Source organism: Achromobacter sp. T5-5 (assembly GCF_055397965.1).
This window is the reverse complement of the sequence record NZ_AP027919.1, coordinates 4,196,601-4,219,940: the sequence shown is the minus strand read 5'-3', so window position 1 is coordinate 4,219,940 and position 23,340 is coordinate 4,196,601. Positions and strand designations below refer to the sequence as shown.

At 65.8% G+C, this 23,340-nt stretch carries 21 protein-coding genes; 8 read left to right on the top strand and 13 right to left on the bottom strand.

Features of this window, described 5'->3' with window-relative positions; all coding sequences use genetic code 11:
* Window positions 1–121: 121 nt before the first annotated feature.
* Window positions 122–1,147, top strand: coding sequence for an HTH-type transcriptional regulator GntR (gntR, locus tag ACZ50Q_RS19220; RefSeq protein WP_464079300.1), 1,026 nt, complete (start codon window positions 122–124; stop codon window positions 1,145–1,147).
* A gap of 26 nt (window positions 1,148–1,173) precedes the next feature.
* Here gntR and ACZ50Q_RS19215 read toward each other — a convergent pair whose 3' ends face one another.
* The 10 genes from ACZ50Q_RS19215 to ACZ50Q_RS19170 form a co-directional block, all read right to left on the bottom strand.
* On the bottom strand, window positions 1,174–2,064 hold the full coding sequence (locus ACZ50Q_RS19215; RefSeq protein ID WP_464079299.1) for a DMT family transporter: 891 nt from the start codon (window positions 2,062–2,064) through the stop codon (window positions 1,174–1,176).
* Window positions 2,065–2,079: 15 nt separating this feature from the next.
* Window positions 2,080–3,144: a histone deacetylase family protein gene (locus ACZ50Q_RS19210; protein ID WP_464079298.1), complete on the bottom strand. Its 1,065-nt coding sequence runs from the start codon at window positions 3,142–3,144 to the stop codon at window positions 2,080–2,082.
* A 46-nt stretch (window positions 3,145–3,190) separates the two neighbouring features.
* Window positions 3,191–3,481, bottom strand: a complete 291-nt coding sequence (locus ACZ50Q_RS19205) for a cupin domain-containing protein (protein WP_092582112.1) — start codon at window positions 3,479–3,481, stop codon at window positions 3,191–3,193.
* Between the two features lie 39 nt (window positions 3,482–3,520).
* Complete coding sequence (locus ACZ50Q_RS19200) at window positions 3,521–5,161, bottom strand: ABC transporter ATP-binding protein (protein ID WP_464079297.1); 1,641 nt, start codon at window positions 5,159–5,161, stop codon at window positions 3,521–3,523.
* A gap of 9 nt (window positions 5,162–5,170) precedes the next feature.
* A complete protein-coding gene (locus tag ACZ50Q_RS19195; protein ID WP_464079296.1) occupies window positions 5,171–6,010 on the bottom strand; it encodes an ABC transporter permease in 840 nt (279 codons plus the stop codon).
* Window positions 6,007–7,014 carry an ABC transporter permease gene (locus ACZ50Q_RS19190; protein WP_076521658.1) on the bottom strand — a complete coding sequence of 336 codons (1,008 nt, stop codon included), beginning with the start codon at window positions 7,012–7,014 and terminating at the stop codon, window positions 6,007–6,009. The genes ACZ50Q_RS19195 and ACZ50Q_RS19190 overlap by 4 nt, the downstream gene beginning before the upstream one ends.
* A 102-nt stretch (window positions 7,015–7,116) precedes the next feature.
* Window positions 7,117–8,694 carry an ABC transporter substrate-binding protein gene (locus ACZ50Q_RS19185; protein WP_464079295.1) on the bottom strand — a complete coding sequence of 526 codons (1,578 nt, stop codon included), beginning with the start codon at window positions 8,692–8,694 and terminating at the stop codon, window positions 7,117–7,119.
* A 521-nt stretch (window positions 8,695–9,215) separates the two neighbouring features.
* Window positions 9,216–10,469 (bottom strand): Zn-dependent hydrolase, encoded by a 1,254-nt coding sequence (locus ACZ50Q_RS19180; RefSeq protein WP_464079294.1) that lies wholly within the window; start codon window positions 10,467–10,469, stop codon window positions 9,216–9,218.
* Window positions 10,466–11,206 carry a FadR/GntR family transcriptional regulator gene (locus ACZ50Q_RS19175; protein WP_464079293.1) on the bottom strand — a complete coding sequence of 247 codons (741 nt, stop codon included), beginning with the start codon at window positions 11,204–11,206 and terminating at the stop codon, window positions 10,466–10,468. The genes ACZ50Q_RS19180 and ACZ50Q_RS19175 overlap by 4 nt, the downstream gene beginning before the upstream one ends.
* A 276-nt stretch (window positions 11,207–11,482) precedes the next feature.
* Window positions 11,483–11,749 carry a hypothetical protein gene (locus ACZ50Q_RS19170; RefSeq protein ID WP_076522159.1) on the bottom strand — a complete coding sequence of 89 codons (267 nt, stop codon included), beginning with the start codon at window positions 11,747–11,749 and terminating at the stop codon, window positions 11,483–11,485.
* Window positions 11,750–11,916: 167 nt separating this feature from the next.
* Between ACZ50Q_RS19170 and hemN the strand changes: the two genes are divergently transcribed.
* The gene (gene hemN, locus ACZ50Q_RS19165) at window positions 11,917–13,347 is read left to right on the top strand and encodes an oxygen-independent coproporphyrinogen III oxidase (protein WP_464079292.1); all 1,431 of its coding nucleotides are present in this window, start codon (window positions 11,917–11,919) and stop codon (window positions 13,345–13,347) included.
* 28 nt (window positions 13,348–13,375) lie between these two features.
* Here hemN and ACZ50Q_RS19160 read toward each other — a convergent pair whose 3' ends face one another.
* Window positions 13,376–14,119: a response regulator gene (locus ACZ50Q_RS19160; protein ID WP_076521654.1), complete on the bottom strand. Its 744-nt coding sequence runs from the start codon at window positions 14,117–14,119 to the stop codon at window positions 13,376–13,378.
* A gap of 607 nt (window positions 14,120–14,726) precedes the next feature.
* Here ACZ50Q_RS19160 and thrS point away from each other — a divergent pair.
* From thrS to ptsP, 6 genes are all read left to right on the top strand, one after another.
* A complete protein-coding gene (gene thrS / locus ACZ50Q_RS19155; protein WP_076521653.1) occupies window positions 14,727–16,679 on the top strand; it encodes a threonine--tRNA ligase in 1,953 nt (650 codons plus the stop codon).
* Between the two features lie 20 nt (window positions 16,680–16,699).
* On the top strand, window positions 16,700–17,251 hold the full coding sequence (gene infC / locus ACZ50Q_RS19150) for a translation initiation factor IF-3 (protein ID WP_076521652.1): 552 nt from the start codon (window positions 16,700–16,702) through the stop codon (window positions 17,249–17,251).
* Between the two features lie 165 nt (window positions 17,252–17,416).
* Window positions 17,417–18,400, top strand: coding sequence for a glutathione synthase (gene gshB, locus ACZ50Q_RS19145; RefSeq protein ID WP_092582119.1), 984 nt, complete (start codon window positions 17,417–17,419; stop codon window positions 18,398–18,400).
* Window positions 18,401–18,415: 15 nt separating this feature from the next.
* Window positions 18,416–18,817, top strand: a complete 402-nt coding sequence (locus ACZ50Q_RS19140; RefSeq protein ID WP_076521650.1) for a PTS sugar transporter subunit IIA — start codon at window positions 18,416–18,418, stop codon at window positions 18,815–18,817.
* A gap of 108 nt (window positions 18,818–18,925) precedes the next feature.
* Window positions 18,926–19,195 (top strand): HPr family phosphocarrier protein, encoded by a 270-nt coding sequence (locus tag ACZ50Q_RS19135; protein WP_006387993.1) that lies wholly within the window; start codon window positions 18,926–18,928, stop codon window positions 19,193–19,195.
* 154 nt (window positions 19,196–19,349) lie between these two features.
* Window positions 19,350–21,008 carry a phosphoenolpyruvate--protein phosphotransferase gene (gene ptsP / locus ACZ50Q_RS19130; protein WP_464082016.1) on the top strand — a complete coding sequence of 553 codons (1,659 nt, stop codon included), beginning with the start codon at window positions 19,350–19,352 and terminating at the stop codon, window positions 21,006–21,008.
* A 98-nt stretch (window positions 21,009–21,106) separates the two neighbouring features.
* Here ptsP and amt read toward each other — a convergent pair whose 3' ends face one another.
* Complete coding sequence (gene amt, locus ACZ50Q_RS19125; protein ID WP_076521649.1) at window positions 21,107–22,345, bottom strand: ammonium transporter; 1,239 nt, start codon at window positions 22,343–22,345, stop codon at window positions 21,107–21,109.
* Between the two features lie 28 nt (window positions 22,346–22,373).
* Window positions 22,374–22,712: a P-II family nitrogen regulator gene (locus ACZ50Q_RS19120; protein WP_006218735.1), complete on the bottom strand. Its 339-nt coding sequence runs from the start codon at window positions 22,710–22,712 to the stop codon at window positions 22,374–22,376.
* Window positions 22,713–23,340: the final 628 nt, after the last annotated feature.

The window sequence follows — 23,340 nt, the reverse complement described above, 5'->3', positions numbered from 1 at the left end:
TCCTTCCGTTTCCCGGATTTTTCTGGATTATGCTGGCAGGAATGTTAGCGCTAACATTTTCGCTTTGGCAACCCCTAATTTTTGCGTCAGACTACGCGCTTCCCACCCACCGCGAGGGTCCATGTCCGTCCGTAAACCCCGAAGCTCGCGCGCCGGCCGCGTCACCATGCAGGATGTCGCGCGCCGCGTGGGTGTCAGCGCGATCACGGTGTCGCGCGCCTTGCGCACACCGGACAAGGTGGCCGAAGACCTGCGCCAGCACATCGCTCGGGTCTGCCAGGAACTGGGCTACGTGCCGAACCACGCGGCCAGCGCGCTCGCCTCGGCGCGGTCGCAGACCATCGTGGTGCTGATCCCGTCGCTGAGCAACGTGGTGTTCGTGGACATCATCACGGGCATCAAAGAGGTGCTGGACACGCACGGCTACCACATGCTGATCGGCGTGACCGGCTACTCGCCCGACGAGGAAGAGGCCCTGCTGCGCAAGTACCTGCAGCATTCGCCCGACGGAGTGGTGCTGACGGGCATCGACCACAATCCGGGCGTCTGGAAACTGCTGCGTACGCAGGCGATTCCGACCGTGCACACGATCGAGACGCTGGACGGCGCCGAGGACATGAGCGTCGGGTTCTCGCAGTTCGACTCGGGCTACGCCGCGGGCCGCCACCTGGTCGAGCGCGGCTATCGCCGCATCGGCATCGTCGGCGCGCAACTGGACCCGCGCTCGCTGCGCCGTTGCGAGGGTTGCCGCCAGGCGCTGCGCGACGCCGGCCTGTACGACGCAACGCTGGAGATCATGACGCCGGAAAAGTCCTCCATCAGCCTGGGGGCGGCATTGATGGAAGACCTGCACACGCGCCATCCCGATTGCGACGCCGTGTTCTTCTGCAACGACGACCTGGCGCAGGGCGCGGTGTTTCAGTGCGGCCGCCAGGGGCTGCGCGTGCCCGAACAGATGGCGATCATCGGTTTCCACGACCTCGCGGGCACGGCCTGGACCACGCCGCCGCTGTCCACGATCGCGACTCCGCGCTACCGGATCGGCCTGTCGGCCGCGCAATTGCTGATGCGGCATCTGGCGGGAGAGACGGTGCTGGAACGGCACGTGGACCTGGGCTTCACGCTGGTCCAGCGCGAAACGAGCTGAGCCCGGCGGTCGGGCTCGAGGGCTCGTCACCCCGCCCGGCGCAGCGCCAGGAACACCCCCGATGCCATGATCAGCCCCATGCCCGCCAACGCCAGCGCGTCGGGCGGGCGCTGGAACCAGAACGTGCTGAAGCCCACGGCCAGCAGAAGCTGGAAGTAATTCAGCGGGGCAAGCGTCGCGGCCGATACGCGCTGGAAGGCGGCGATCAGCAGGATCTGCGCCAGTCCGCTGCAGGCGCCCAGGGCGATGATGATGGCCGTGTCGGCCGGTCCGGGCCACGGATCGGGCAGGAAGAACGGCGCCGGCAGCGCGGTCACGATCAGGCAGATGAAGGCCGTGTACGCGTACTGCACCGGCCCGGGCACCTTGTTGGACAGCTTGCGCGTCAGCACCTGGAAGATGGCGTAGCTGACGGCCGACACGGCCATCAGTAGCGTCCCCAGCAGCGGCAGGTCGGCGCCCGGCCGCACGATCAGCAGCATGCCGGCAAAGCCGGCGGCGACGGCGCCCCATTGCGCCGGGCGCACGCGTTCGCCCAGCAGCCACGGCGACAGCGCGACCATGATGAGCGGGGCCGTGAAATAGATGGCGGTGGCTTCGGACAGCGGCATCCAGATCAGGGCCGTCATGAAGCAGGTGGCCACGGTGGCCAGCATGACGCCGCGCAGCACCAGCAACGGCTTTTCCGGCGCGTCGCGCAGGCGCAGGCCGCGCCCATGGCGCCACAGCATTGCGATCGCCAACGTCACCACCGCCAGGTAGCGCATCACGTTCAGAAAGGGCGCCGGATAGCGCTCCAGCATCTGCTTGGCCCCCGCGTCGAAGGTGGCAAAGGCCACCAGCGCCGCGAAGAACAGCAGAATGCCAGTCTGGCGCGTGGCGCTGCGGGCGGGCAGCGAGCCGGGCAGGGCGCTCATGCGGCGCGCGCGCGGTCAGGCGCCGCCACGGCCGTAACCCTGGAGAAACGCATCCAGCGCCGGCCCGATCGCTTCGACCATGTAGCCGCCTTCCTGCACCACCACGGTCGGCACGCGCAGGCTGGCGACACGCGCGCCGATGTCGCGGTAGGCGTCGATGTCCAGCTTGAGCACGCTGATGGGATCGTCCTTGTAGGTGTCGAATCCCAGCGCCAGCACCAGCGCCTGCGGCGCGTAGCCCGTCAGCGCGTCCAGGGCGGTGTCCAGCGCCCGCAGGAATTCGGGGTTGCCGCTGCCGTGCGCAAGCGGCAGGTTCATGTTGAATCCTTCGCCCGCGCCATGCCCGCGCTCGTGCGCGTAGCCGGTGTAGAAGGGGTAGTAGCCCGCCGGGTCGGCGTGCAGCGATACCGTCATCACGTCCGCGCGCTGGTAGAAGATGTTCTGCGTGCCGTCGCCGTGATGCGCGTCCACGTCCAGCACCGCTACTTTCGACCACGTCTGCAGCAGCCGGCTGGCCGCGGTGGCGCTGCTGTTCAGGTAGCAGAACCCGCCGGCACGGTCGCGGTGGGCGTGGTGGCCCGATGGCCGGCACAGCGCGTACGCCACGCTGCCCGCGCCCGCGACGTGGTCCGCCGCCGCCACCGCGCTATGGGTGGACCGCAGGGCCGACCGCCAGGTCTGCGGCCCGATGGGGCAGGACAGGTCGCTCAGGTAGTAGCCGGTCTGCGCCACGATGGACGGGGATGGGCAGGGGCCTCGCCCGGCCTGGTCGATACGCCCGTTGTAATAGGGCGAGAGGTTGGGCAGCACCTCCGGACCCGGATCGACGCCGGGCGCCTTCAAGGCCTGCCAACGCGCATAGGCGGTTTCCAGGTAGTCCAGGTAATCCGTGCTGTGGACATGCTCGAGCGGCTTGCGGCCGTAGTCGGCGGGCGCTTCGACCGGGATGCCCCGGGCCGCCAGCGCGCCTTGCAGGCTTTCCGCGCGGGACGGCAGGTCGGTCGGCGCGGTAATGCGCCCCAGCCGCATGAACTGGCGGGGGGAATGGAGCAACTGTTCTTCGGAGAAAAACGCCTTCATGGATATCCTCGTGGCGGCCGTCGCGGTGGGAGCCGGATGCGCGGGCTCAGGCCCGCTTGAGTTCGATTTCGACGAACACGAATTCCGTGTCGCTCGGGTTGATGACGTTGTGCTCGACGCCCACCGGCCGGTAGTACGCCACGCCGGTGGTGAGCTGGCTGGTGACCTGGCCGTTGGGGGTGTCCAGCAGCAGGGGGCCGGTGGTTTGCGGCACGACCACGTAGTTCATGCCGTGGCGATGCCAGCCCGTCTCTCCGCCCGGGGGAAAGCGCCACTCGGTGACGGTGACCAGCTCGTTGTCGATCTGCACGGTGGGAACGGCGGCGGGGCGTTGCATGGAAGTTCTCCTGGTAGTCGGTGAATGGTTGCCGCCGGGTCAGGCGGCCTGCGCCTTGGTGGGATCCCAGTGCTGGCCCGGCACGGCCGCGATCAACTGGCGCGTGTAGGCGTGCTGCGGGTTGTCGAAGATCTGCGCGGGCGATCCGTACTCCACCACCTTGCCCCGGTGCATGACCAGCACCGAATTGCAGATCTGCGCCGCCACGCGCAGGTCATGGGTGATGAACACCAGCGCGATCTTCAGCCGCTGCTGCAGGTCGTGCAGCAGTTGCAGCACCTGTGCCTGCACCGAGACGTCCAGCGCCGACACCGATTCGTCGGCGACCAACACCTTGGGCTCAAGCGCCAGGGCGCGTGCGATGCCGATACGCTGGCGCTGGCCGCCCGAAAACTGGTTCGGGTAGCGGTCGAAGGCGGACGGGTCCAGTCCCACCAGCGACAGCAGCTCGCGCACCCGGGCCTCGGCTTGCGCGCGGGGTACTCCATTGGCGACGGGGCCGTCGCTGATGATGCGGCCCACGGTGTGGCGGGGGTTGAGCGAGGCGAACGGGTCCTGGAAGATCATCTGGATCTGATGCCGCATCGGCCGAAAGCGCGATTCGGACAGGGCGGCGATGTCCTGGCCGTTGAACAGCAACTGGCCGCCATTGATGCCCACCAGTTTCAGCAGGCATTTGCCGATGGTGGACTTGCCCGATCCGGATTCGCCCACGATGCCCAGCGTCTCGCCGCGCCGCACGGCAAAGCTCACGCCGTCCACCGCATGCACCTCGCGCTTGCCGCCCAGCCAGCCGTGGCCGATCACGTAGGTCTTCTTCAGGTCCTTGACTTCCAGCACCGGCCGGTCGTTGGCGCTTTCGGCGCGTTCCTCGCCACGGCGGTGCGGCACCGCCGCGATCAGGCGCTGGGTGTAAGGGTGGCGGGGCCGGTTGAGCACCTCGCTGGCGGGGCCTTGCTCGACCAGCACGCCTTTCTCCATGACCGCGACGCGGTGGGCGATCTCGGCCACCACCCCGAAGTCGTGGGTGACGAACATCACGCCCATGCCTTTTTCTTTCTGGATGCGAGCGATCAGCGCCAGGATCTGCGCCTGCGTGGTGACGTCCAGCGCGGTCGTGGGCTCGTCGGCGATCAGGAGCGCCGGCTCCAGCGCCAGCGCCATGGCGATCATGACCCGCTGCCGCTGGCCGCCGGACAGCCGGAACGGATACACGTGATACAGCGTGGCCGGATCGGGTAGCCCCACGAATTCAAGCAGTTCCAGCGTGCGTTTCAGGCGCGCCGCGCCCGGATAGGCGTCGTGCACGCGCATCACCTCGCTGATCTGCTCGCCGACGGTCATCAGCGGGTTCAGGGCCGACAGCGGCTCCTGGAAGATCATCGCCATGTCCTTGCCGCGCATGGCCTGCAGGGCGGGCTCGTCGAGCCGCAGCAGGTCCTGGCCGCGGAACAGGATGCGGCCCTGCTGCGGCGTCAGGTAGTCGGGCAGCAGTCCCATGATGGCGTTGGCGCTCATGGACTTGCCCGAGCCGGATTCGCCGACGATGCACAGGATCTCGCCGGCGCGGATGTCGTACGACACGTCCTGCACCGCGTAGGGGCGGTCGCCGCCCCGGGGCAGCGCGATGGTCAGGTTCTGAATGGACAGCAGCGGCGCGGTTTCTGGATTTGCACTCATGCCGGTCTCCTATTCGCCGCGCTTGCGCAGTTGCGGGTTGAGGGCATCGTTCAGGCCTTCCCCGATCAGGTTGATGGCCAGCACGGTCAGCAGGATGGCCACGCCGGGCCACACGCTCATCCACCAGGCCTCGCGGATCATGGTGCGCGCCGCGCCGATCATGAAACCCCAGCTCATCAGGTTGCGGTCGCCCAGTCCCAAAAAGGACAGCGACGATTCCGTCAGGATGGCGGTCGCCACCATGAACGAGGCCGACACGATGATGGGCGACATGGCGTTGGGCAGGATCTGCGTCCCCACGATGCGCGCCGGCGTCTGTCCGATCACGATGGCCGCCTGCACGAATTCGCGCTGCTTGAGCGTCATGAACTCCGAGCGGACCAGCCGTGCCGCGGGCGGCCAGGACACCACCGCGATCGCGCCCATGATCGAATACACCGACGGGCTCAGGATGGCGACCAGCACGACTGCCATCGCCAATTGCGGAATGGTCTGGAAGAACTCGGTGAAGCGCATCAGCGCGTCGTCCACGCGGCCGCCGCAATAGCCGGCCACCGATCCGACCAGAATGCCGAACAGCAGCGCCACGGCGGTCGACAGCAGGCCCACCATCAGGGACACCCGCGCGCCCCAGACCAGGCCGGCGGTGATGTCGCGGCCCAGCATGTCGGTGCCAAACGGATAGTCCGCGTTGGTGAAGGGCGGGATCAGCGGGTCGGCCACCATCATCCAGGGCGATTCTTCGTAGAGCAGGGGCGCCGCCAGGGCCACGGCCACCACGACCAGCATGATGACCAGGCCGGCCACCGCTCCGTAGTTGCGCAGGTAACGTCGGGCAAATGACTTCATGCGGAGGCTCCTTGCTGCGCGCCCGCGCCGATGCGCGGATCGATCAGGCGGTAAAGCACGTCGGTCAGCAGGTTGAACACCACGACCATGATGGAGGTGACCAGGAAGATCCCCAGCAAGAGCTGGTAGTCTCGTTGCAGCAGGGCGTCGAACATCAGGCGTCCGATGCCGGGCCACGCGAACACGGTTTCCGTCAGGACCGCGCCGCCCGCCATCTGCCCGAGCTGGATGCCCGCGAACGTAATCACCGGCAGCAGCGCGTTGCGCAGCACGTGCGCGCGGATCACGCGGCTGGGGCTCACGCCCTTGGCGCGCGCCGTCTTCACGAAATCCATGCCGATCACTTCCAGCATCGACGCGCGGGTCAGCCGCACATAGACCGCCATGAAAAAGCAGCCCAGCGTCACGGTGGGCAGGACCAGGTGCTGCGCAATGTCAGCTGCGCGCGCCCAGCCCGTCAGGTTCGCGCCCACGGTTTCCATGCCAAACGCGGGCAGCCAGCCCAGCACCACGGAGAACAGCAGGATGCCCATCAGCGACAGCCAGAACAGCGGCGTGGCGTACAGCAGCAGCGCGCCGGTCATCACCGAGCTGTCGATCCAGCGGCGCTTGTTGCGGTAACGCGCCTTGGCGGCCACGACGCCCAGCAGCACGCCCAGCACGATGGAGAAGACAAAGGCGCAGGACATGAGCAGGAACGTGGCCGGCAGGCGTTCGACGATCAGGTCCAGCACCGGCACATGGTTGCGGTAGGAAAATCCCAGGTCGAGCTGGACCACGCCCTTCAGGTAGAGAAACAGCTGCGTCAGGACCGGCTTGTCCAGGCCGAAGGCCACGCGCAACTGCTCTACATAGGCCGCGTCGCCCGCGCCGGCCTGGCCCGCCAGCACGGCGGCGGGATCGCCGGGCGCGAGCCGGATCAGGAAAAAGTTGATGATCACCACGCCCAGCACGACCACCAGGGCCTTGCCGATGCGGGACAACAGGAAAGACAGGAATCTCATGCTTCGGGTCCTTTCAGGACGGGCGCGCCAGCGACAAGCATGCCCGTCGCGCGGCCAGGCTCCACCGCCGCGGGAAGCCCCGCGGCGGCGTCTCGGGGGCGCTTACTTCTTTTCGATGTAGACGTCGTCGAACGACTCATTCAGGCCGATGGCGGTCTTCACCAGGTTCTTCACGTTGGCGCGATACAGGGTGGGAAACTCCATATCCACCAGGAAGCCGTTGGCGACCTCGTTGACCAGCGTCGTCTGGATCTGCGTGTAGAGCGCCTGGCGCTTGGCCGGGTCGACCTCGGAAGCGGCGGCCTCCCACAGCTTGTCGGTCTCGGGGTTGCTGTAGCCCTGCACGTTGGCAAAGGGCGAGCCCTTGACGATGTTCGACGAGACATACAGCCGCTGCACGCCCAGCGCGGGGTCGCCGTACTGGTAGGTGAAGGTGGTGGTCAGGTCGAAGTCCCAGTTGCCGGTGCGGCTGGCCCAGCCGCCCGCATCGGTGGACTCCACATTCACCTTGAAGCCAAGCTGCTCCAGCGCCTGTTTGGTGTATTCGCCCAGGCGGTCCCAGGTGGAGCCGTACGGAAAGCTCAGCTGGCGGATCGTGTAATCGCCCGGCTTGATACCCGACTCCTTGATCAGCGCGCGCGCCTTCTTCATGTCGAACGGCATCGGCGGCATGTTCTTGTCATAGAACATCTCCGTGGTCACGAAGGGGCTCGTCGAGACCTTGCCCAGGCCGAAGAAGATGTTGTTGACCACCATGTTGCGGTTCATCGCCGCCATGACGGCCTGGCGCACCTTCAGGTTGTCGAAGGGCGGCTTGCGCATGTTGAAGATCAGGTACGCCTGCGGCGAGAACATCTCCCAGCCGGCGGTGGTGTATTCCACATTGGGCAGGCCGCGCAGGCGCTTGATGTCGACGTTGTCCACATCGCCACCGCGCAGCACATCGACGCTGCCGCGTTCGAAGGCCACGGCGCGCGAGGCCGAATCGGGAATCACGTTGAACACCAGTTCGTCCAGGTAGGGCTTGCCGGGCTTCCAGTAGTCGGGGTTGCGCGCCAGCTTGATGTATTCGCCGCGCTTCCATTCCTTGAACACGAAGGGGCCGGTGCCCACGGGCTTCTGGTTGGCCGGATTGGTCATGTAGTCGGTGCCCGCATACAGATGCTTGGGCATCATCGGGGCAAAGCCCGGCTCGAACATCAGCATGAACGCCGGGAACGGCGTCTTCAGCTTGATGACCACCGTCTTGGCGTCGGGCGCCTGCACCGACTCCACGAACTTGTTCAGGATGACGCGGGCGCGCGCGTGGGTCTTGGGCAGCATTTCCGACAGCGAGAACACGACGTCCTCGGACGTAAAGGGCTTGCCGTCATGCCACTTCACGTTGTCCTGCAGATGGAAGGTATACGTCAGCCCGTCCGCGGCGGCTTCCCAGGACTTGGCCAGCCCGGGCTGCGGCTTGAGGTCGGTGGAGTAGGTCAGCAGGCTCTCGTAGATCTTGCCCGCGACGAACTGCGTCGGCCCCTGCTGATTGATGGCCGTGACGATCACCGGCGGTTCCGGCTGGACGATCATGTTCAGCGTGCCGCCCTTGGTCTGGGCCAATGCCTGCGTGGCGGGGAGCGCGGCCGCAAGGACCAGTGCGCCGATGCTTAGGGAAAACCATTTTTTCGATTTCACTGCGAGCCTCCGGGCTGGAAAGGGTCTGACAGGCGGCCGCTCGGGCGCGGCGGATGCCGTGCCGAATCAAGCAAACCTCATGCCACCTGCGCTTCTCGGGTACTGCGGGTGGAGCTGCTGCAACAATGCTTCTTTCAGGTGCTGGATACATGCTGGACAAGGCGCCGCGCACCAAAGCGGCGAATTCAGCGGTGCGGGGAGAGGGCGGCGGGCCCGCTGCCGCGGCGCCCCGGGCGGGCGCCGGGCGGCGCCGCGCTGGGCGCGCGGATGGCCAAGGCGGCAGGCGGCGCCCGGTCGGGGCAAAGCCCCCGGGCTTCGATGGCGGCAACGGTGCGGTGAGTGTCCGGCTGCAAGTTTTTTCCCCTTTGCATTTTTGTTGGACAAATCAGGCGTGCTGGCTACGGCTTGGTCGGTCTATCCCGGCGTTCCATCCGTGAGTTCTGTAAAGGCGTGCTATCCGGAGGGTTCATCGGGCAGGCCCTGCGGTGGCGGTCTGGGTGTGGGCATGGCGATGGTCCGCGTCATGAGCGCGCGTGCGCGCCGTTGGCCCGCGCCACCATGGCGTCGAGCAACACATTGCAGCCGGCCTCCAGGTGGTCCGGCCGGGCATCCTCGATTTCGTTGTGGCTGACGCCGTCCTTGCAGGGCACGAAGATCATCGCCGTGGGCGCGACGGCGGCCATATAAACGGCATCGTGTCCGGCGCCGGTGACGATGTTCATGGCGGGCAGGCCGCGGTCCGCGGCGCCCTTGCGCACCTTGTCGACCAGATCCGGATCGAACGGCGTCGGCGGGAAATACTGCACGTCCTTCACGTCGACGCGCACCCCGTGGGCAACCGCGATGTCATCGCACACGCGCCGCCATTCCCGGTCCATGCGTTCCAGCGTGGCTTCGTCCTCATGGCGCAGGTCCGTGGTGAAGCGGACCTGCCCGGGAATCACATTGCGCGAGCCCGGATGCGCATGAATCTCTCCCACGGTGCCGCGCCCATGGGGCTGGTGCGTATTCGCGATGTTCACGACGGCCTGCAGCAGGAAGCTCGTGGCAAACAGGGCGTCGCGCCGGATCGCCATGGGCGTCGGGCCGGCATGCATTTCCATGCCCGTCACCGTGACGTCGTACCAGCGCAGGCCGAGCGACCCGGTCACCACGCCGATGGTATTTTCCTCGTGCTCGAGGATCGGGCCTTGTTCGATATGCGCCTCGAAATAGGCGTCCACCGGGCGTCCGCCCACGGGGTCGGCGCCCGCGTAGCCGATGGCCTGGAGTTCGTCGCGCACACTGATGCCCTGCGCGTCCCGGGCGGACAGGGCGGTTTCAAGCGGGAATTTCCCGGCGAAGACGCCCGAGCCCATCATGACGGGCACGAAGCGCGAACCTTCTTCGTTGGTCCAGATGGCCACTTCCAGCGGCGCTTCGGTCTGCACGCCCGCGTCATTGAGCGTGCGCATGACCTCAAGCCCGGCCAGCACCCCATAGCAGCCATCGAACTTGCCGCCGGTGGGCTGGGTGTCGATGTGGCTGCCCGTCATGACCGGCGGCAGGCTGTCATTGCGCCCGGCGCGCCGGGCGAAGATGTTGCCGACCTGGTCCACGCGCACCGTCAGTCCGGCGTCGCGCATCCAGCCGGTGACCAGGTCGCGGCCCTGTCCGTCCAGCGCGGTCAGGGCCAGGCGGCAGTTGCCGCCCTTGGGGGTGGCGCCGATCCGCGCCAGGTCCATCAAGGACTGCCACAGCCGGTTGCCGTCGATGGACAGGGGGGGAGTCGTCATAGGTCGCCTCGGTGATGGGAAAGGTCGGCAAAGTCCTCGCGCAACCGCGCCAGGATGCCAAGCAGGTGCGCGTGCATCGCATGGCGCGCGCGGATGGGGTCGCGCGCCACGATGGCGGCCAGGATGCGCTGGTGTTCGGCGTGGGCCACGGCCCACACCTTGGTGTCGACGAAATAGTCCTGCATCCGGCGGTACACCGAGCTGGACTGCGTCAGGTTCCACAGATGGGCCACCGACGCGGCCAGCGCGGCGTTGCCGCATGCGGCCGCGATGGCGCTATGAAACTCCCGGTCGTGGCGTCCCGGCGCGTCGGTCAGCGACATGCCCTCGTGGGCCTCGCGGATCGCGGCAAGCTGGGCCGGCGTGGCGTGCTGCGCGGCCATGCCGGCGCATTCGGGTTCGATGATGAGGCGGGCTTCCAGCAGGTCGAACGGGCCGATGTCGTCGGCGCTGTGCGCCGCGTCGGCGATCGGGCCGCCGCCGGAGGCCGCGAAGCTGCCTTCCTTGTCGGCGACGAACACGCCGGTGCCGACGCGGACCTCTACGTAACCCTCGATCTCAAGCGCGATCAGCGCTTCGCGGATCGACGCGCGGCTGACCTGCAACTGTTCGGCCAGGTCTCTTTCCGAAGGCAGCCGCCGACCCCGGGGGAAATCGCCAGCCCTGATCCGCCCGGCGATCTGGTCGGCGATCATGCGGTACAGGCGAGTGACTGCGACGGCTTGGAAGGTGCTCATCGGGCGGTCTGCACGAAACGTTGGTCTGGTGGTCAGGCCACCAATATAGGCACCTCGCTATTGAAATAAAAGGAAAAACCACGCGTTTCAGGGAAAACGATGTGAGGGATACCACCGCTGTTCGTCTGGTGGTCAGGCCAGTTTGGGCCTAATTTTGGGCGTAGTAGAAGATGGGATAGGGGCGGCAGCACGTTGGCGGCGACGTGGGGGCCGACAGGCTGCCGGCGAAAGGGCACGGGCGATGTCCGGGCCGTCGCCGCCCGGCCAGGCGCGACATTACTGCGCGTCTTCGTCGGGGTCGGGGGTCTGGGTGAAGGCCCGTACCAGGCGGGCGATGCCGTCGAGCTCATCGTGCGCGCCCACCACCCACTCGGGCTTTTCAAACGGGCTGTCCGCCGGCGTCCTGTCCAGGTTGGCCTTCAGGTCGTCCAGCAGTTCCAGCGCCATGTCGGTGGCCTGGGGGCTGCTGCGGGTGGAGAGGGCGATGGCGATCGCCAGCGCCTGGCGCATGGCCAGCAGGCGGCCTTCCAGTTCGGTTTCCATTGTCGCGTCCTTGTTTTGCGGCTTGAATCGCCGCATTTTAGGGCCGCGCCGGGCTGGCCGCGCCTGGCCGGCCGCGCCGCATGGCCGCTTGCCCGGCGGCAGGGTAGGCACCCGGGGTTTGCGCAAGATCAAGTCGCGGGCGTGCGCACAGGCGAATAATCCAGGCTATGCAAGCCGTCCTACGCCCACAACCTTCGGAATCGCCGGCGCCCGCCAACGCCGAGCCGTTTTTTCCCCCGCAACTGCTGGCCCGGTTGGATAAGAACGGCCCGCGGTACACCTCGTACCCGACGGCGGACCGGTATCACGCAGGCTTCGGGGACCAGGACTATCGCCTCGCGCTGCAGCAGCGGCGCGCCATCAGTCCGGACGAGCCGCTGTCGCTGTACGTCCACGTCCCGTTCTGTGAATCCGTCTGCTATTACTGCGCCTGTAACAAGGTGGTGACGCGCCACCACGACCGGGCGGCGCGCTACCTCGATGCGTTGGCCCGGGAAATCGCCTTGCACGTGCAGGAACTGGGCTCGGGAGTGCCGGTGTCTCAAGTGCACTTCGGAGGAGGAACGCCGACGTTCCTGTCCGACGAAGAACTGGCCCGGCTGATGACGGACCTGCGCGGCGCCTTTCGCTTCGAGCCGGACGCCGAGATCTCCATCGAAGTCGATCCCCGCACGGCAACGCCCGAACGCCTGGCTTACCTGCAGATGCTGGGCTTCAACCGGCTCAGCTTCGGGGTGCAGGATTTTGACAAGCGGGTCCAGGTGGCGGTGCATCGTGTCCAGTCGTACGAGGACGTGGCCGCGTTGATGCGCAGCGCCCGTGCGCTGGGCTACGCCTCGGTCAACGTGGACCTGATCTACGGCCTGCCGCTGCAGACGACAGAATCCTTCGCCCGGACCATCGAGCAGGTCATCGCGCTGCGCCCGGACCGCATCGCGCTCTACGCCTACGCGCACCTGCCCGAGCGCTTCAAGCCCCAGCGCCGCATTCATGAAGCAGACCTTCCCGACCGCGCCACGCGCGTGGGACTGCTCAGTTCGGCCATCCAGGGTTTTCTGGCGCAGGGCTATACCTACATCGGGATGGACCATTTCGCGCTGAATACCGACGCGCTGGCGATCGCCAAGCAACGCGGCGAGCTGCACCGCAACTTCCAGGGCTACAGCACGCAGCCCGACCGTGATCTCGTCGCGCTTGGCGTGTCGGCCATCGGACGCATCGGCAACACCTACAGCCAGAACGCCAAGGTGCTCGACGACTATTACGCGGCCATCGAAGGCGGCAGGTTCGCGGTCGAACGCGGTCTGGCGCTCAGTCCCGACGACCTGGTCCGCCGCGACGTCATCATGGACATCATGTGCCAGGGGCGCGTGGACTACGCCCGGGTCGAGGCGCGCCATGGACTGAAATTCGGCGACTACTTCAGCCGAGAGCTGTCGCAGATGGCCAGCCTGGCCGAACTCGGCCTGGTGAACCTGCATCTGGGCGAATTGCGGGTGACCGGCCTGGGCTGGTACTTCGTGCGCGCGGTGGCCATGGCGTTCGACGGCTACCTGCGCACCGCCGCCACGGGCGCCACCTACTCGCGCATCATCTGATTTCAGGTCCGCCAAGGCGCCGCTCCGCTCACTCGGCGAACTTGTCGCGCAGATAAAGCGCCAGCGACAGGTCGTCCGAGAGCTGCAGCTTGCGCATGGCCCGGCGCTTGTGGGTGCTGACGGTCTTCTTGCTGCGGACCAGCCGTTCGGCGATCTGCGTGACCGACAGCCCCTGCCGGATGTGGCGCAGGATCTCCACTTCGGACGTCGTCAGCAGCGCGTGCGGCGCAGGCGGAGGCGAACTGCGGATCTTGCCGTCCTGAACCGACAGGAACGGGGCCTTGGCGCCCACGACGCCGCGGATCATGTCCGGCAACAGGATCATGCCTGACTGCTTGGCCAGGTAGCCATTGGCGCCCGCTCGATAGGCGGCGTACTCGGTCTCAAGCCGGTTGCCCGCCGAGAACGTGATGATCGCCATGTTGGGGTGGTAGCGCCGCACCCGGCGCAGGTAGTTGACGCCGTCCCAAGGTTCCAGGGGCAGGTAAAAGTCGATCAGCGCCACGTCGCAGGGGGCCTCTGCCAGCTTTTCCAGCAGCGCGCGCGATGAGGTCTCGCGATGCAGGACCTGAAAGCCCGGGCGGCTTTCCAGAAAGGCGCCGACACCCAGCGCCACCACGGGATGGTCGTCCAGGATGGCCACGCGTATGAGCGGGGGCGGCCGCGACAGCAGCAGATGGCGACGCGTGCCGGGGCCGTTTGCCGGCGTGTCCGGGCGTTCGTGGGGCGAGGGGCGGGGCGCCTGGCTTGCTGACTCTGAAACCGGATTCATCGTTGCTCCACGCTCGGAAAATGGGTCGCCGGCAAGCCCGTGCGCAGGGGGGCGGGAGGGCGGCGCGGGTCCCAGCGGGCCCTAGAATTTCGTGGGCAGATTACGTTCTCGATGGGCGGTTCGGACGAGAGAGGGGGCAAAATCAGACCGATGCACCATCGGTCTGGCGGAAATTCGGGACACATATACCAGCAAGATCCAGAGAGGGTCGAAAAACGGCAAACGTGGCGTTATAAAGCCCGCTGCCAGACGATGCAGTCCCCTGGCTGTCCGCCGTCGCGTTTTCGCCACGAACGAGCCGCAAACGGTGCTACAATCGGCAACGATCCATGCAGCTTTCAAGGCTGCATTTGTTTTGCTGTATGTGCTGCGCGCCGCCCGGCGGCGCCTACCAACCGGTCCCAAAAGACATGTTTTTCCCGCCCGCACGAACTACGACCCGGAACTTTCGCCCTATGTCGCGTTAGTTTTTTCGTGCGTCGGGTTTCACCGTGTCAGGTCAGCGGTAGGACTCATCAAGACAATCAAATGAACGCGGCTTTGAAGCCGCGTTTTTCGTTTCTGTTTTTCGATTTTTCAGTTCCAAGAACCCCAGGAAGCACTCCCGATGGTACAGATCACATTGCCCGATGGTTCGCAGCGCCAATTTCCGGGGCCGGTAACGGTCGCCGAAGTGGCGCAATCGATCGGTACGGGCCTGGCGAAGGCGGCCTTGGGCGGCCGCGTGACGGTTGACGGCGCCGAATCCCGCCTCGTCGACACCAGTTTCCGCATCGAGGGCGACGCCCGCCTGGCCATCGTGACCGCCAAGGACGCCGATGGCCTCGATCTGATCCGCCATTCCACGGCGCACCTGCTGGCCTACGCGGTCAAGGAACTGTTCCCGGATGCGCAGGTCACCATCGGCCCCGTGATCGATAACGGCTTCTACTACGATTTCTCGTACAAGCGCCCCTTTACGCCCGAAGACCTGGCCGCCATCGAAAAGAAGATGGCCGAACTGGCCAAGAAGGACGAAGTCGTCACGCGCGAAGAATGGTCGCGCGACGACGCCGTCGAGTTCTTCAAGAGCATCGGCGAAAAGTACAAGGCGGAGATCATCGCGTCGATCCCCTCCAACGAGACGCTCAGCCTGTACCGTGAAGGCGACTTCATCGACCTGTGCCGCGGCCCGCACGTGCCGTCCACGGGCAAGCTCAAGGTCTTCAAGCTGATGAAGGTGGCCGGCGCCTACTGGCGCGGCGACAGCAAGAACGAGATGCTCCAGCGCATCTACGGCACCGCCTGGGCGACCAAGGAAGAGCAGGAGGCCTACCTGCACATGCTGGAAGAAGCCGAGCGCCGCGATCACCGCAAGATCGGCCGCGAACTCGACCTGTTCCACTTCCAGGACGAAGCGCCCGGCCTGATCTTCTGGCATCCCAAGGGTTGGACCCTGTGGCAGCAGGTCGAGCAGTACATGCGCAGCGTGTATCGCGACAACGGCTACCAGGAAGTCAAGGCGCCGCAGATCCTGGACATTTCGCTCTGGAAAAAGACCGGCCACTGGGACAACTATCGTGAAAACATGTTCACGACCGAGTCCGAAAACCGCGTCTATGGCCTGAAGCCGATGAACTGCCCGGGCCACGTGCAGATCTTCAACGCCGGCCTGCATTCCTACCGCGAGCTGCCCCTGCGCTACGGTGAATTCGGCCAGTGCCATCGCAACGAACCCTCGGGCTCGCTGCACGGCATGATGCGCGTGCGCGGCTTTACCCAGGACGACGGCCACATCTTCTGTACCGAAGACCAGCTCCAGGACGAGTGCGCCGATTTCACGGCCCTGCTGCAAAAGGTCTACCGCGACTTCGGCTTCACCGAAGTCCTGTACAAGGTCGCCACGCGCCCTGAAAAGCGCATCGGCTCGGACGAGGTCTGGGATACGGCCGAATCCGCCCTGATGGAAAGCCTGCGCCGCACTGGCTGCGAGTTCGAAATTTCCCCGGGCGAGGGCGCGTTCTACGGTCCCAAGGTGGAATACACGCTCAAGGATGCCATCGGCCGTCACTGGCAATGCGGTACGATCCAGGTGGATTTCTCCATGCCCGTGCGCCTGGGCGCCGAGTACGTGGACCAGAACGACCAGCGCCGTCCCCCGGTCATGCTGCACCGCGCGATCCTCGGTTCGCTCGAGCGTTTCATCGGCATGTTGATCGAAAACCACGCCGGCGCCATGCCGCCCTGGCTGGCTCCGGTGCAGGCCGTGGTGTGTTGCATTTCCGAACCTTCGGCCGATTACGCGGCCCAAATTACGCAAAGCCTGAAAAAACAAGGCTTTAGAGTAGAGTCCGATTTGCGCGGTGAAAAAATCACTCGTAAAATTCGGGAGCACAGCCTGCAAAAGGTGCCGTACATTCTTGTCGTCGGCGACAAGGAAAAACAAAACGGCACTGTCGCCGTACGTGGACTGGGCGGCCTGGACCTTGGCGCCATCGCTTACGACGACTTCGTCGCGCGGTTGGCCGAGGACGTGGCCACCCGCCGCGACGTCAATCAACCTGATAGCAGCGCTGCTTAACATTTCTAGGAGCTTTCAACATCGCCACTGAAAAAGCCAATCGCATCAACGGTGAAATCCGCGTCCCCGAGGTGCGCCTGATAGGTCTGGACGGAGAACAGCTGGGCATCGTCAAGATTGCCGAGGCATTCCGCCTTTCCGAGCAAAGCGACGTGGATCTGGTGGAAATCGCGCCGAACGCCGAGCCCCCGGTCTGCCGTTTGATGGACTACGGCAAGTTCAAGTACCAAGAGCAAAAGCGCCAAGCCGAAGCCCGTTCCAAGCAGAAGGTCATCCAGGTCAAGGAAGTGAAGTTCCGTCCGGCGACCGACGAGGGTGACTATCAGGTCAAGCTGCGCAACCTGCGCCGCTTCCTCGAGGAAGGCGACAAGGCCAAGGTGACGCTGCGTTTCCGTGGCCGCGAAATGGCTCACCAGGAACTCGGTATGCGAGTGCTTGAACGTGTGCGCGACGATCTGCTGGAACTTGCCCAGGTCGAAGCCATGCCCAAGCTCGAAGGCCGTCAGATGGTCATGGTGCTGGCGCCGAAGAAGAAGGCCGTGCCTGCGGGCAAGCCTGAATCGGCGGCCTGAGCGCCGGCCGTACCCGTTTAGGCAAGGCCCAGCCTTCCATTCCTGCAACCCGCCGTGTCCGTCTCGTGACCGGCGGGTTCGCTTATTGGGCGGCTCTGGGCTACGATGTCACAAAGCATAGCCGCCTTCCCGCGAGGGGAGGCGGCGTCCGTTCAGGGTGTCGCGATGCACGTTTTGTTCGTTTTGGATCCCTTGCCGCTGCTCAAAGCGTACAAGGACAGTTCTGTCGCCATGATGCGGGCCCTCGTGGCGCGCGGTCACACGCTCAGCGTGGCCATGCAGGGCGACCTCTATATCGAGGCGGGCATCGTCAAGGCGTCCACCACCCCGATCGAGCTGGTCGGAGATGCCGACCTGCACGGCAACGACTGGTGGCGCGAATCCGCCGCGCGGGATCTGCCGCTGGCTGATTTCGGCGCGGTCGTGATGCGCAAGGACCCGCCTTTCGACATGGAATACGTGTATTCCACGCACCTGCTCGAATACGCCGAAGCCCAGGGCGCGCGCGTGTTCAACGGTGGTGCGGCCATCCGCAACCACCCCGAAAAGCTGGCCATCACCGAGATCAGCGAGTTCGCCGCGCCCACGCTGGTGACGCGCAACATGGCCCGCCTGAAAGCCTTTCACGACAAGCACCAGGACGTCATCGTCAAGCCGCTGGACGGCATGGGCGGCACCGGCGTGTTCCGCCTGCAGCCCAAGGATCCCAACCTGAACGCCATCCTGGAAACGCTGACCGACAACGGCGCGCGCACCATCATGGCGCAGCGCTACATTCCCGACATCGTCAAGGGCGACAAGCGCATCCTGCTGATCGGCGGCGAACCTGTGCCGTATTCGCTTGCCCGCATCCCTCTGGCGGGCGAGACGCGCGGCAATCTGGCTGCCGGCGGCCGTGGCGTGGCGCAAGAGCTGTCCCCGCGCGACCGCGAGATCGCCGAGGCCGTGGCGCCCAAGCTGGCGGCCCGTGGCCTGCTGCTGGTCGGCCTGGACGTCATCGGCGACTACGTCACCGAAGTCAACGTCACCAGTCCCACCTGTTTCGTGGAAATCGCCGAACAGACCGGCTTCGACGTCGCCGGCATGTTCGTGCAGGCGCTGGAAAAGGCGGTGGCCGGTGCCGCCGCGCCCGGCGCCGCCGCAGCCTGATTCCCCGGAACCAACATGACAACGGGTATTGTGATCGTCGTGCATGCGCCCCTGGGCGCCGCCATGCGCGAGTGCGCGAGCCACGTCATGGGCAATCTGGACGGCATGCTCGCAATCCATGACATCCAGCCGGAAGACCTGCCGGACGACCTGGCGCCGGATGTCCTGAAAGACATCCTCGAACAGGACCATGGGGGCGGCGTGCTGGTGCTGACCGACCTGATCGGCGCCACGCCCGCCAATATTTCCAAGCGCGCCGTCGCCGATGCCCAGGCCCAGGGCATCCAGTGCTGTGTGCTGGCGGGGCTCAACACGCCGATGCTGCTGCGTGCGTTGACTTACCGCAACCTGCCGCTGGCCGAGACGCGCGAAAAGGCGCTCGCCGGCGGGGTGCAGGGCGTCTTGCGTGTAGACTGACGGGCGGAAAATTGCCCTATTATGTCGGCTATTATTTCTAGCCGAAGATCGGTTCGACGATTGGCTGCGATCAACACCGCGGCGTAGCCCGCGGTCATCCTCTTTCCTATGCCTAATACTGACATTGTCATCAGCAACAAACTGGGATTGCACGCTCGGGCCGCCGCCAAGCTGACGCAGCTTGCAAGCAAGTTCTCCAGCGAAATCTTCATCTCCCGGGGGGCGCAGCGTGTGAACGCCAAAAGCATCATGGGCGTCATGATGCTCGCAGCCGGGCTCGGCGTGACGGTCAAGCTGGAGGCTTCCGGCAGCGATGCCGAGCAGGCCCTTTCCGAAATCGAAACCTTGTTCGACAGCAAATTCGGTGAGCAGGAATAGAATGCCTTCTGAAGCAACCGGCCGGGGCCCCGCTTCGGCCGGTTCGTCCGCGTCCCCCTCCGACGCTCGCAACGGGGCTGGCTCTGCCAGCCCCGTTGTGTGTCTGTACGGAAAAGGCGTCGCCAAGGGATACGCCATCGGCCGCGCCGTCGTCATGGGCGCCGCCGCGCTGGAAGTCGCGCACTACCGCATCGCGCCGGAAGACGTGCCCGCCGAAAGCAGCCGCCTGACCCAAGCCCTGGCATCGGCGCAGCAGGAACTGCTGCAACTGGCCGACACGCTGCCGGCCGACGCGCCGCGCGAACTGGGTGCGATGCTCAATGTCCACAGCCTGTTGCTGGGCGATCCCCTGTTGGCCGAACAGACGCTTGCCCTGATCGCCGAGCGCCACTACAACGCCGAATGGGCGTTGACGACGCAGGGCCAGATCCTGGGGCAGCAGTTCGACGCCATGGAGGACGAATACCTGCGCGAGCGCGGGGCGGACGTGCGCCAGGTGATCGAACGTGTGCTGCACGTCCTGGCGGGCACGTCGGCCATCCTGCCCGACATGTCCCACATGGGCGGCGACGACGCCTTGGTCGTGGTGGCCCACGATATCTCTCCCGCGGACATGCTGCGTCTGCGCGGCGGCCGGTTCGCCGCCTTCGTCACCGACCTGGGCGGCCCGACCTCGCACACGGCGATCGTCGCGCGCAGCATGGGCGTGCCCGCGGTGGTCGCAATGGGCAATGTGCGCGAACTGGTCCGCGACGGCGACATGCTGATCATCGACGGTTCGGTCGGCGCGGTGGTGGTCAATCCATCGGACCGCATCCTCGAAGAATACCGCCGCCGGCAAGCCGTCTACGCGGACGAGCGCGCGGAGCTCAGCCTCTTGCGCGACGAGCCCTCCATCACCCTGGACGGGATCGACATCGTCCTGCATGCCAACATCGAGCTGCCGGACGAAGCCGCAATTGCGCTGGCGTCCGGCGCGCATGGCATCGGGCTCTTTCGCAGCGAATTCCTCTTCATGGGGCGGCCAGACCTGCCCGGCGAAGAAGAACAGTACGAGGCCTATGCCTCTGTCGTGAAGGTCATGGCCGGCCGGCCCGTCACGATCCGCACGCTGGACATCGGTTCGGACAAGACCCTGGACGGCGAGGCCACCGTCGCCACCAACCCCGCGCTGGGCCAGCGCGCCATCCGCTATTGCCTCGCGCGTCCGGAAATGTTCGCGACCCAGTTGCGGGCGATCCTGCGCGCCTCGGCCCATGGGCCGGTGCGGCTGCTGATCCCGATGATCTCCCATATGCATGAGGTCGTGGCCACCAAGGCCGCGATCGAGGCTGCCCGGCGCGAGCTCGATGCCCGGGGCCAGGCCTATGCGCCGCACATGGAAGTGGGCGCCATGGTCGAGGTTCCCGCGATCGCCATTGCGATCGAACCCTTCGCCCAGGCGCTGGACTTCCTGTCCATCGGCACCAACGACCTGATTCAATACACGCTCGCCATCGACCGGGGCGACCACGATGTGGCGGCGCTGTACGACCCGCTGCACCCAGCGGTCCTGCGCCTGGTGGCCAACACCATCAACGCCGGCGAACGTGCGGGCAAGCCGGTCGCCGTCTGCGGCGAAATGGCGGGCGACTCGCGCATGACGCGGCTGCTGCTGGGACTGGGCCTGACCGAGTTCTCGATGCACCCCCAGCAGCTCCTGGACGTCAAACGCGAAATCCGCCGTGCGCATTCCAACGCGCTGCGCATCAAGGTGGCGGCGGCGCTGAATCGGGCGCTGCCCGTCGACCTGGATGCCCTCGGTCCAGTCTGATTTTTTGCGGCGTAGCAAATAAAAAAGAGCCCTTCGTGATGAAGGGCTCTTTTCTTGATACCTACCCCGCTGCGAGGCGCAGCGGGGTGTTGCAGCGATTAGCTGTGGTAGGCGGATTCGCCGTGGCTGGTGACGTCCAGGCCTTCGCGTTCCTGGTCTTCCGGCACGCGCAGGCCGCACAGGGCGTTGGCGATCTTGTACGCAATCCATGCCACCACGCCGGACCAGACGATGGTCAGCAGCACGCCTTCGAGCTGGACCCACACCTGGTGGGCGATCATGCCGGGTTCGGCCAGGCCGGGGCCGCCGAAGACCTGGGCATTGAACACGCCGGTCAGCAGGGCGCCGACAATGCCGCCCACGCCGTGGATGCCGAACACGTCCAGCGCATCGTCGGCACGCAGCAGGCGCTTCAGGCCGTTCACGCCCCAGACGCAGACCACGCCGGCAATCACGCCGATGATCAAGGCGCCCACCGGGCCGACCAGGCCAGCGGCGGGAGTGATGCCGACCAGGCCGGCGATGGCGCCGGAAGCGGCACCCAGCATCGAGGGCTTGCCCTTGATGGCCCATTCCGTGAACAGCCAGGCCAGGACGGCGCCCGCGGTGGCGATCATCGTATTGAAGAAGGCCAGGGTGGAGTTTTCATTGGCGGCCAGCGCGGAGCCGGCGTTGAAGCCGAACCAGCCCACCCACAGCAGGGCAGCGCCCACGAAGGTCATCGGCAGGTTGTGCGGCTGCATGGCTTCGCGGCCATACCCCACGCGCTTGCCGACCACGTAGGCGCCCACCAGGCCGGCCACGCCGGCGTTGATGTGCACCACCGTGCCGCCTGCGAAGTCCAGCGCGCCCTGGGCGTTCAGCAGGCCCGGCGCGGTTTCGGAGGCGAACCACACCATGTGCGCAATGGGAACGTAGGCAAACGTGAACCAGATCACCGTGAACACCAGCACCGCCGAAAAGCGGGCGCGTTCGGCGAAGCTGCCGACGACCAGCGCGCACGTGATGCCGGCGAACGTGGCCTGGAACGAGGCGAACAGCAGCTCGGTCAGGCTATTCGACATGGCATACGTGCCGTCGGCCGGGTTGAACATGCCCGAGAAGAAGGCGCGCGACAGGCCGCCGAAGAAGGCATTGCCTTCCGTGAACGCGAGGGAATATCCATAGATGAACCAGAGGACCAGGCCCAGCACGAACGTGCACAACACTTGCAGCAGTACGGACAACACGTTCTTGCTGCGTACCAGGCCGCCATAGAACATCGCCAGACCGGGTACGGCCATCATCAATACAAGCAGGGTAGAGACGAGCAACCAGGAGATATCTGCTTTATCCATTTTCAGGCTCCATTGAGTCTTTATTTATTTACAGCGCAGCTTCGCCGGCTTCGCCAGTTCTGATACGGATCACTTGTTCAAGGGGGGCGGCGAAGATCTTGCCGTCGCCGATCTTGCCGGTGCGGGCGGCTTGTTCGATTGCCTCGATGACCTGATCGACCAGGTGATCGGGCACGGCGGCCTCGACTCGCAGCTTGGGCAGGAAGTCGACGGCGTATTCGGCGCCGCGATAGAGTTCGGTGTGGCCTTTCTGGCGGCCGAAGCCCTTGACCTCGGTGACGGTCAGGCCTTGGACCCCGATTCCGGACAGAGCCACCCGCACTTCGTCGAGCTTGAAGGGCTTGATGATGGCGATGATGAGTTTCATGGCATTTCCTCTCATGGTTGCACGCTACCTGGGTAAAGCAATATCCGTGCCATGTCCGGGCGAGGCTGCAAGGCCCGCGAAGGCGCGGAAATTGTGCGCAATAGCACCATAATGGTGCGTAATGCACGGCATGGTGGCCTCAGTTTGGTGCGCGGCCGGGCGAATGGGGTCATGCAACCGGATGTGTTCGGCAAGGCTGATTTGTAGCGATTTAATGCACGCCCCGTCTGCGCGCTGGCCAGCCCGCGCCCCAACCCGTGCACCGGCCGATGGTGCGTGGCCGGGCGCTGAGCGTTGCGGGCCGGGGCTTTCGGGCCAGGCGTGCGCGCGGCCGTCCTGCTGGTTTCCGGACGGCGGAGCCTAAATTGGGGAGCGATCGTGATACGAGGGTTTACACGGGCCGGCTTGTTGCCTGCGCGGGGCTCGAGAAGAATCCAAATCAGGATGCGCATCGGACATAGGGACGATGCACGGCGCGGCCGGAGCGATCGGCGGCGCGGCTAGCGGTGTTGGTAGGGGGTTGCCGTCAGGCAGCCCGGTTTTCTCCTGTGCTTTGAAGGGCGGTCACCGCATGCGGCCCGCCCCTTTTTTTGGGCGAACACAAATCGGCGCACCTGAAACCCGTCAT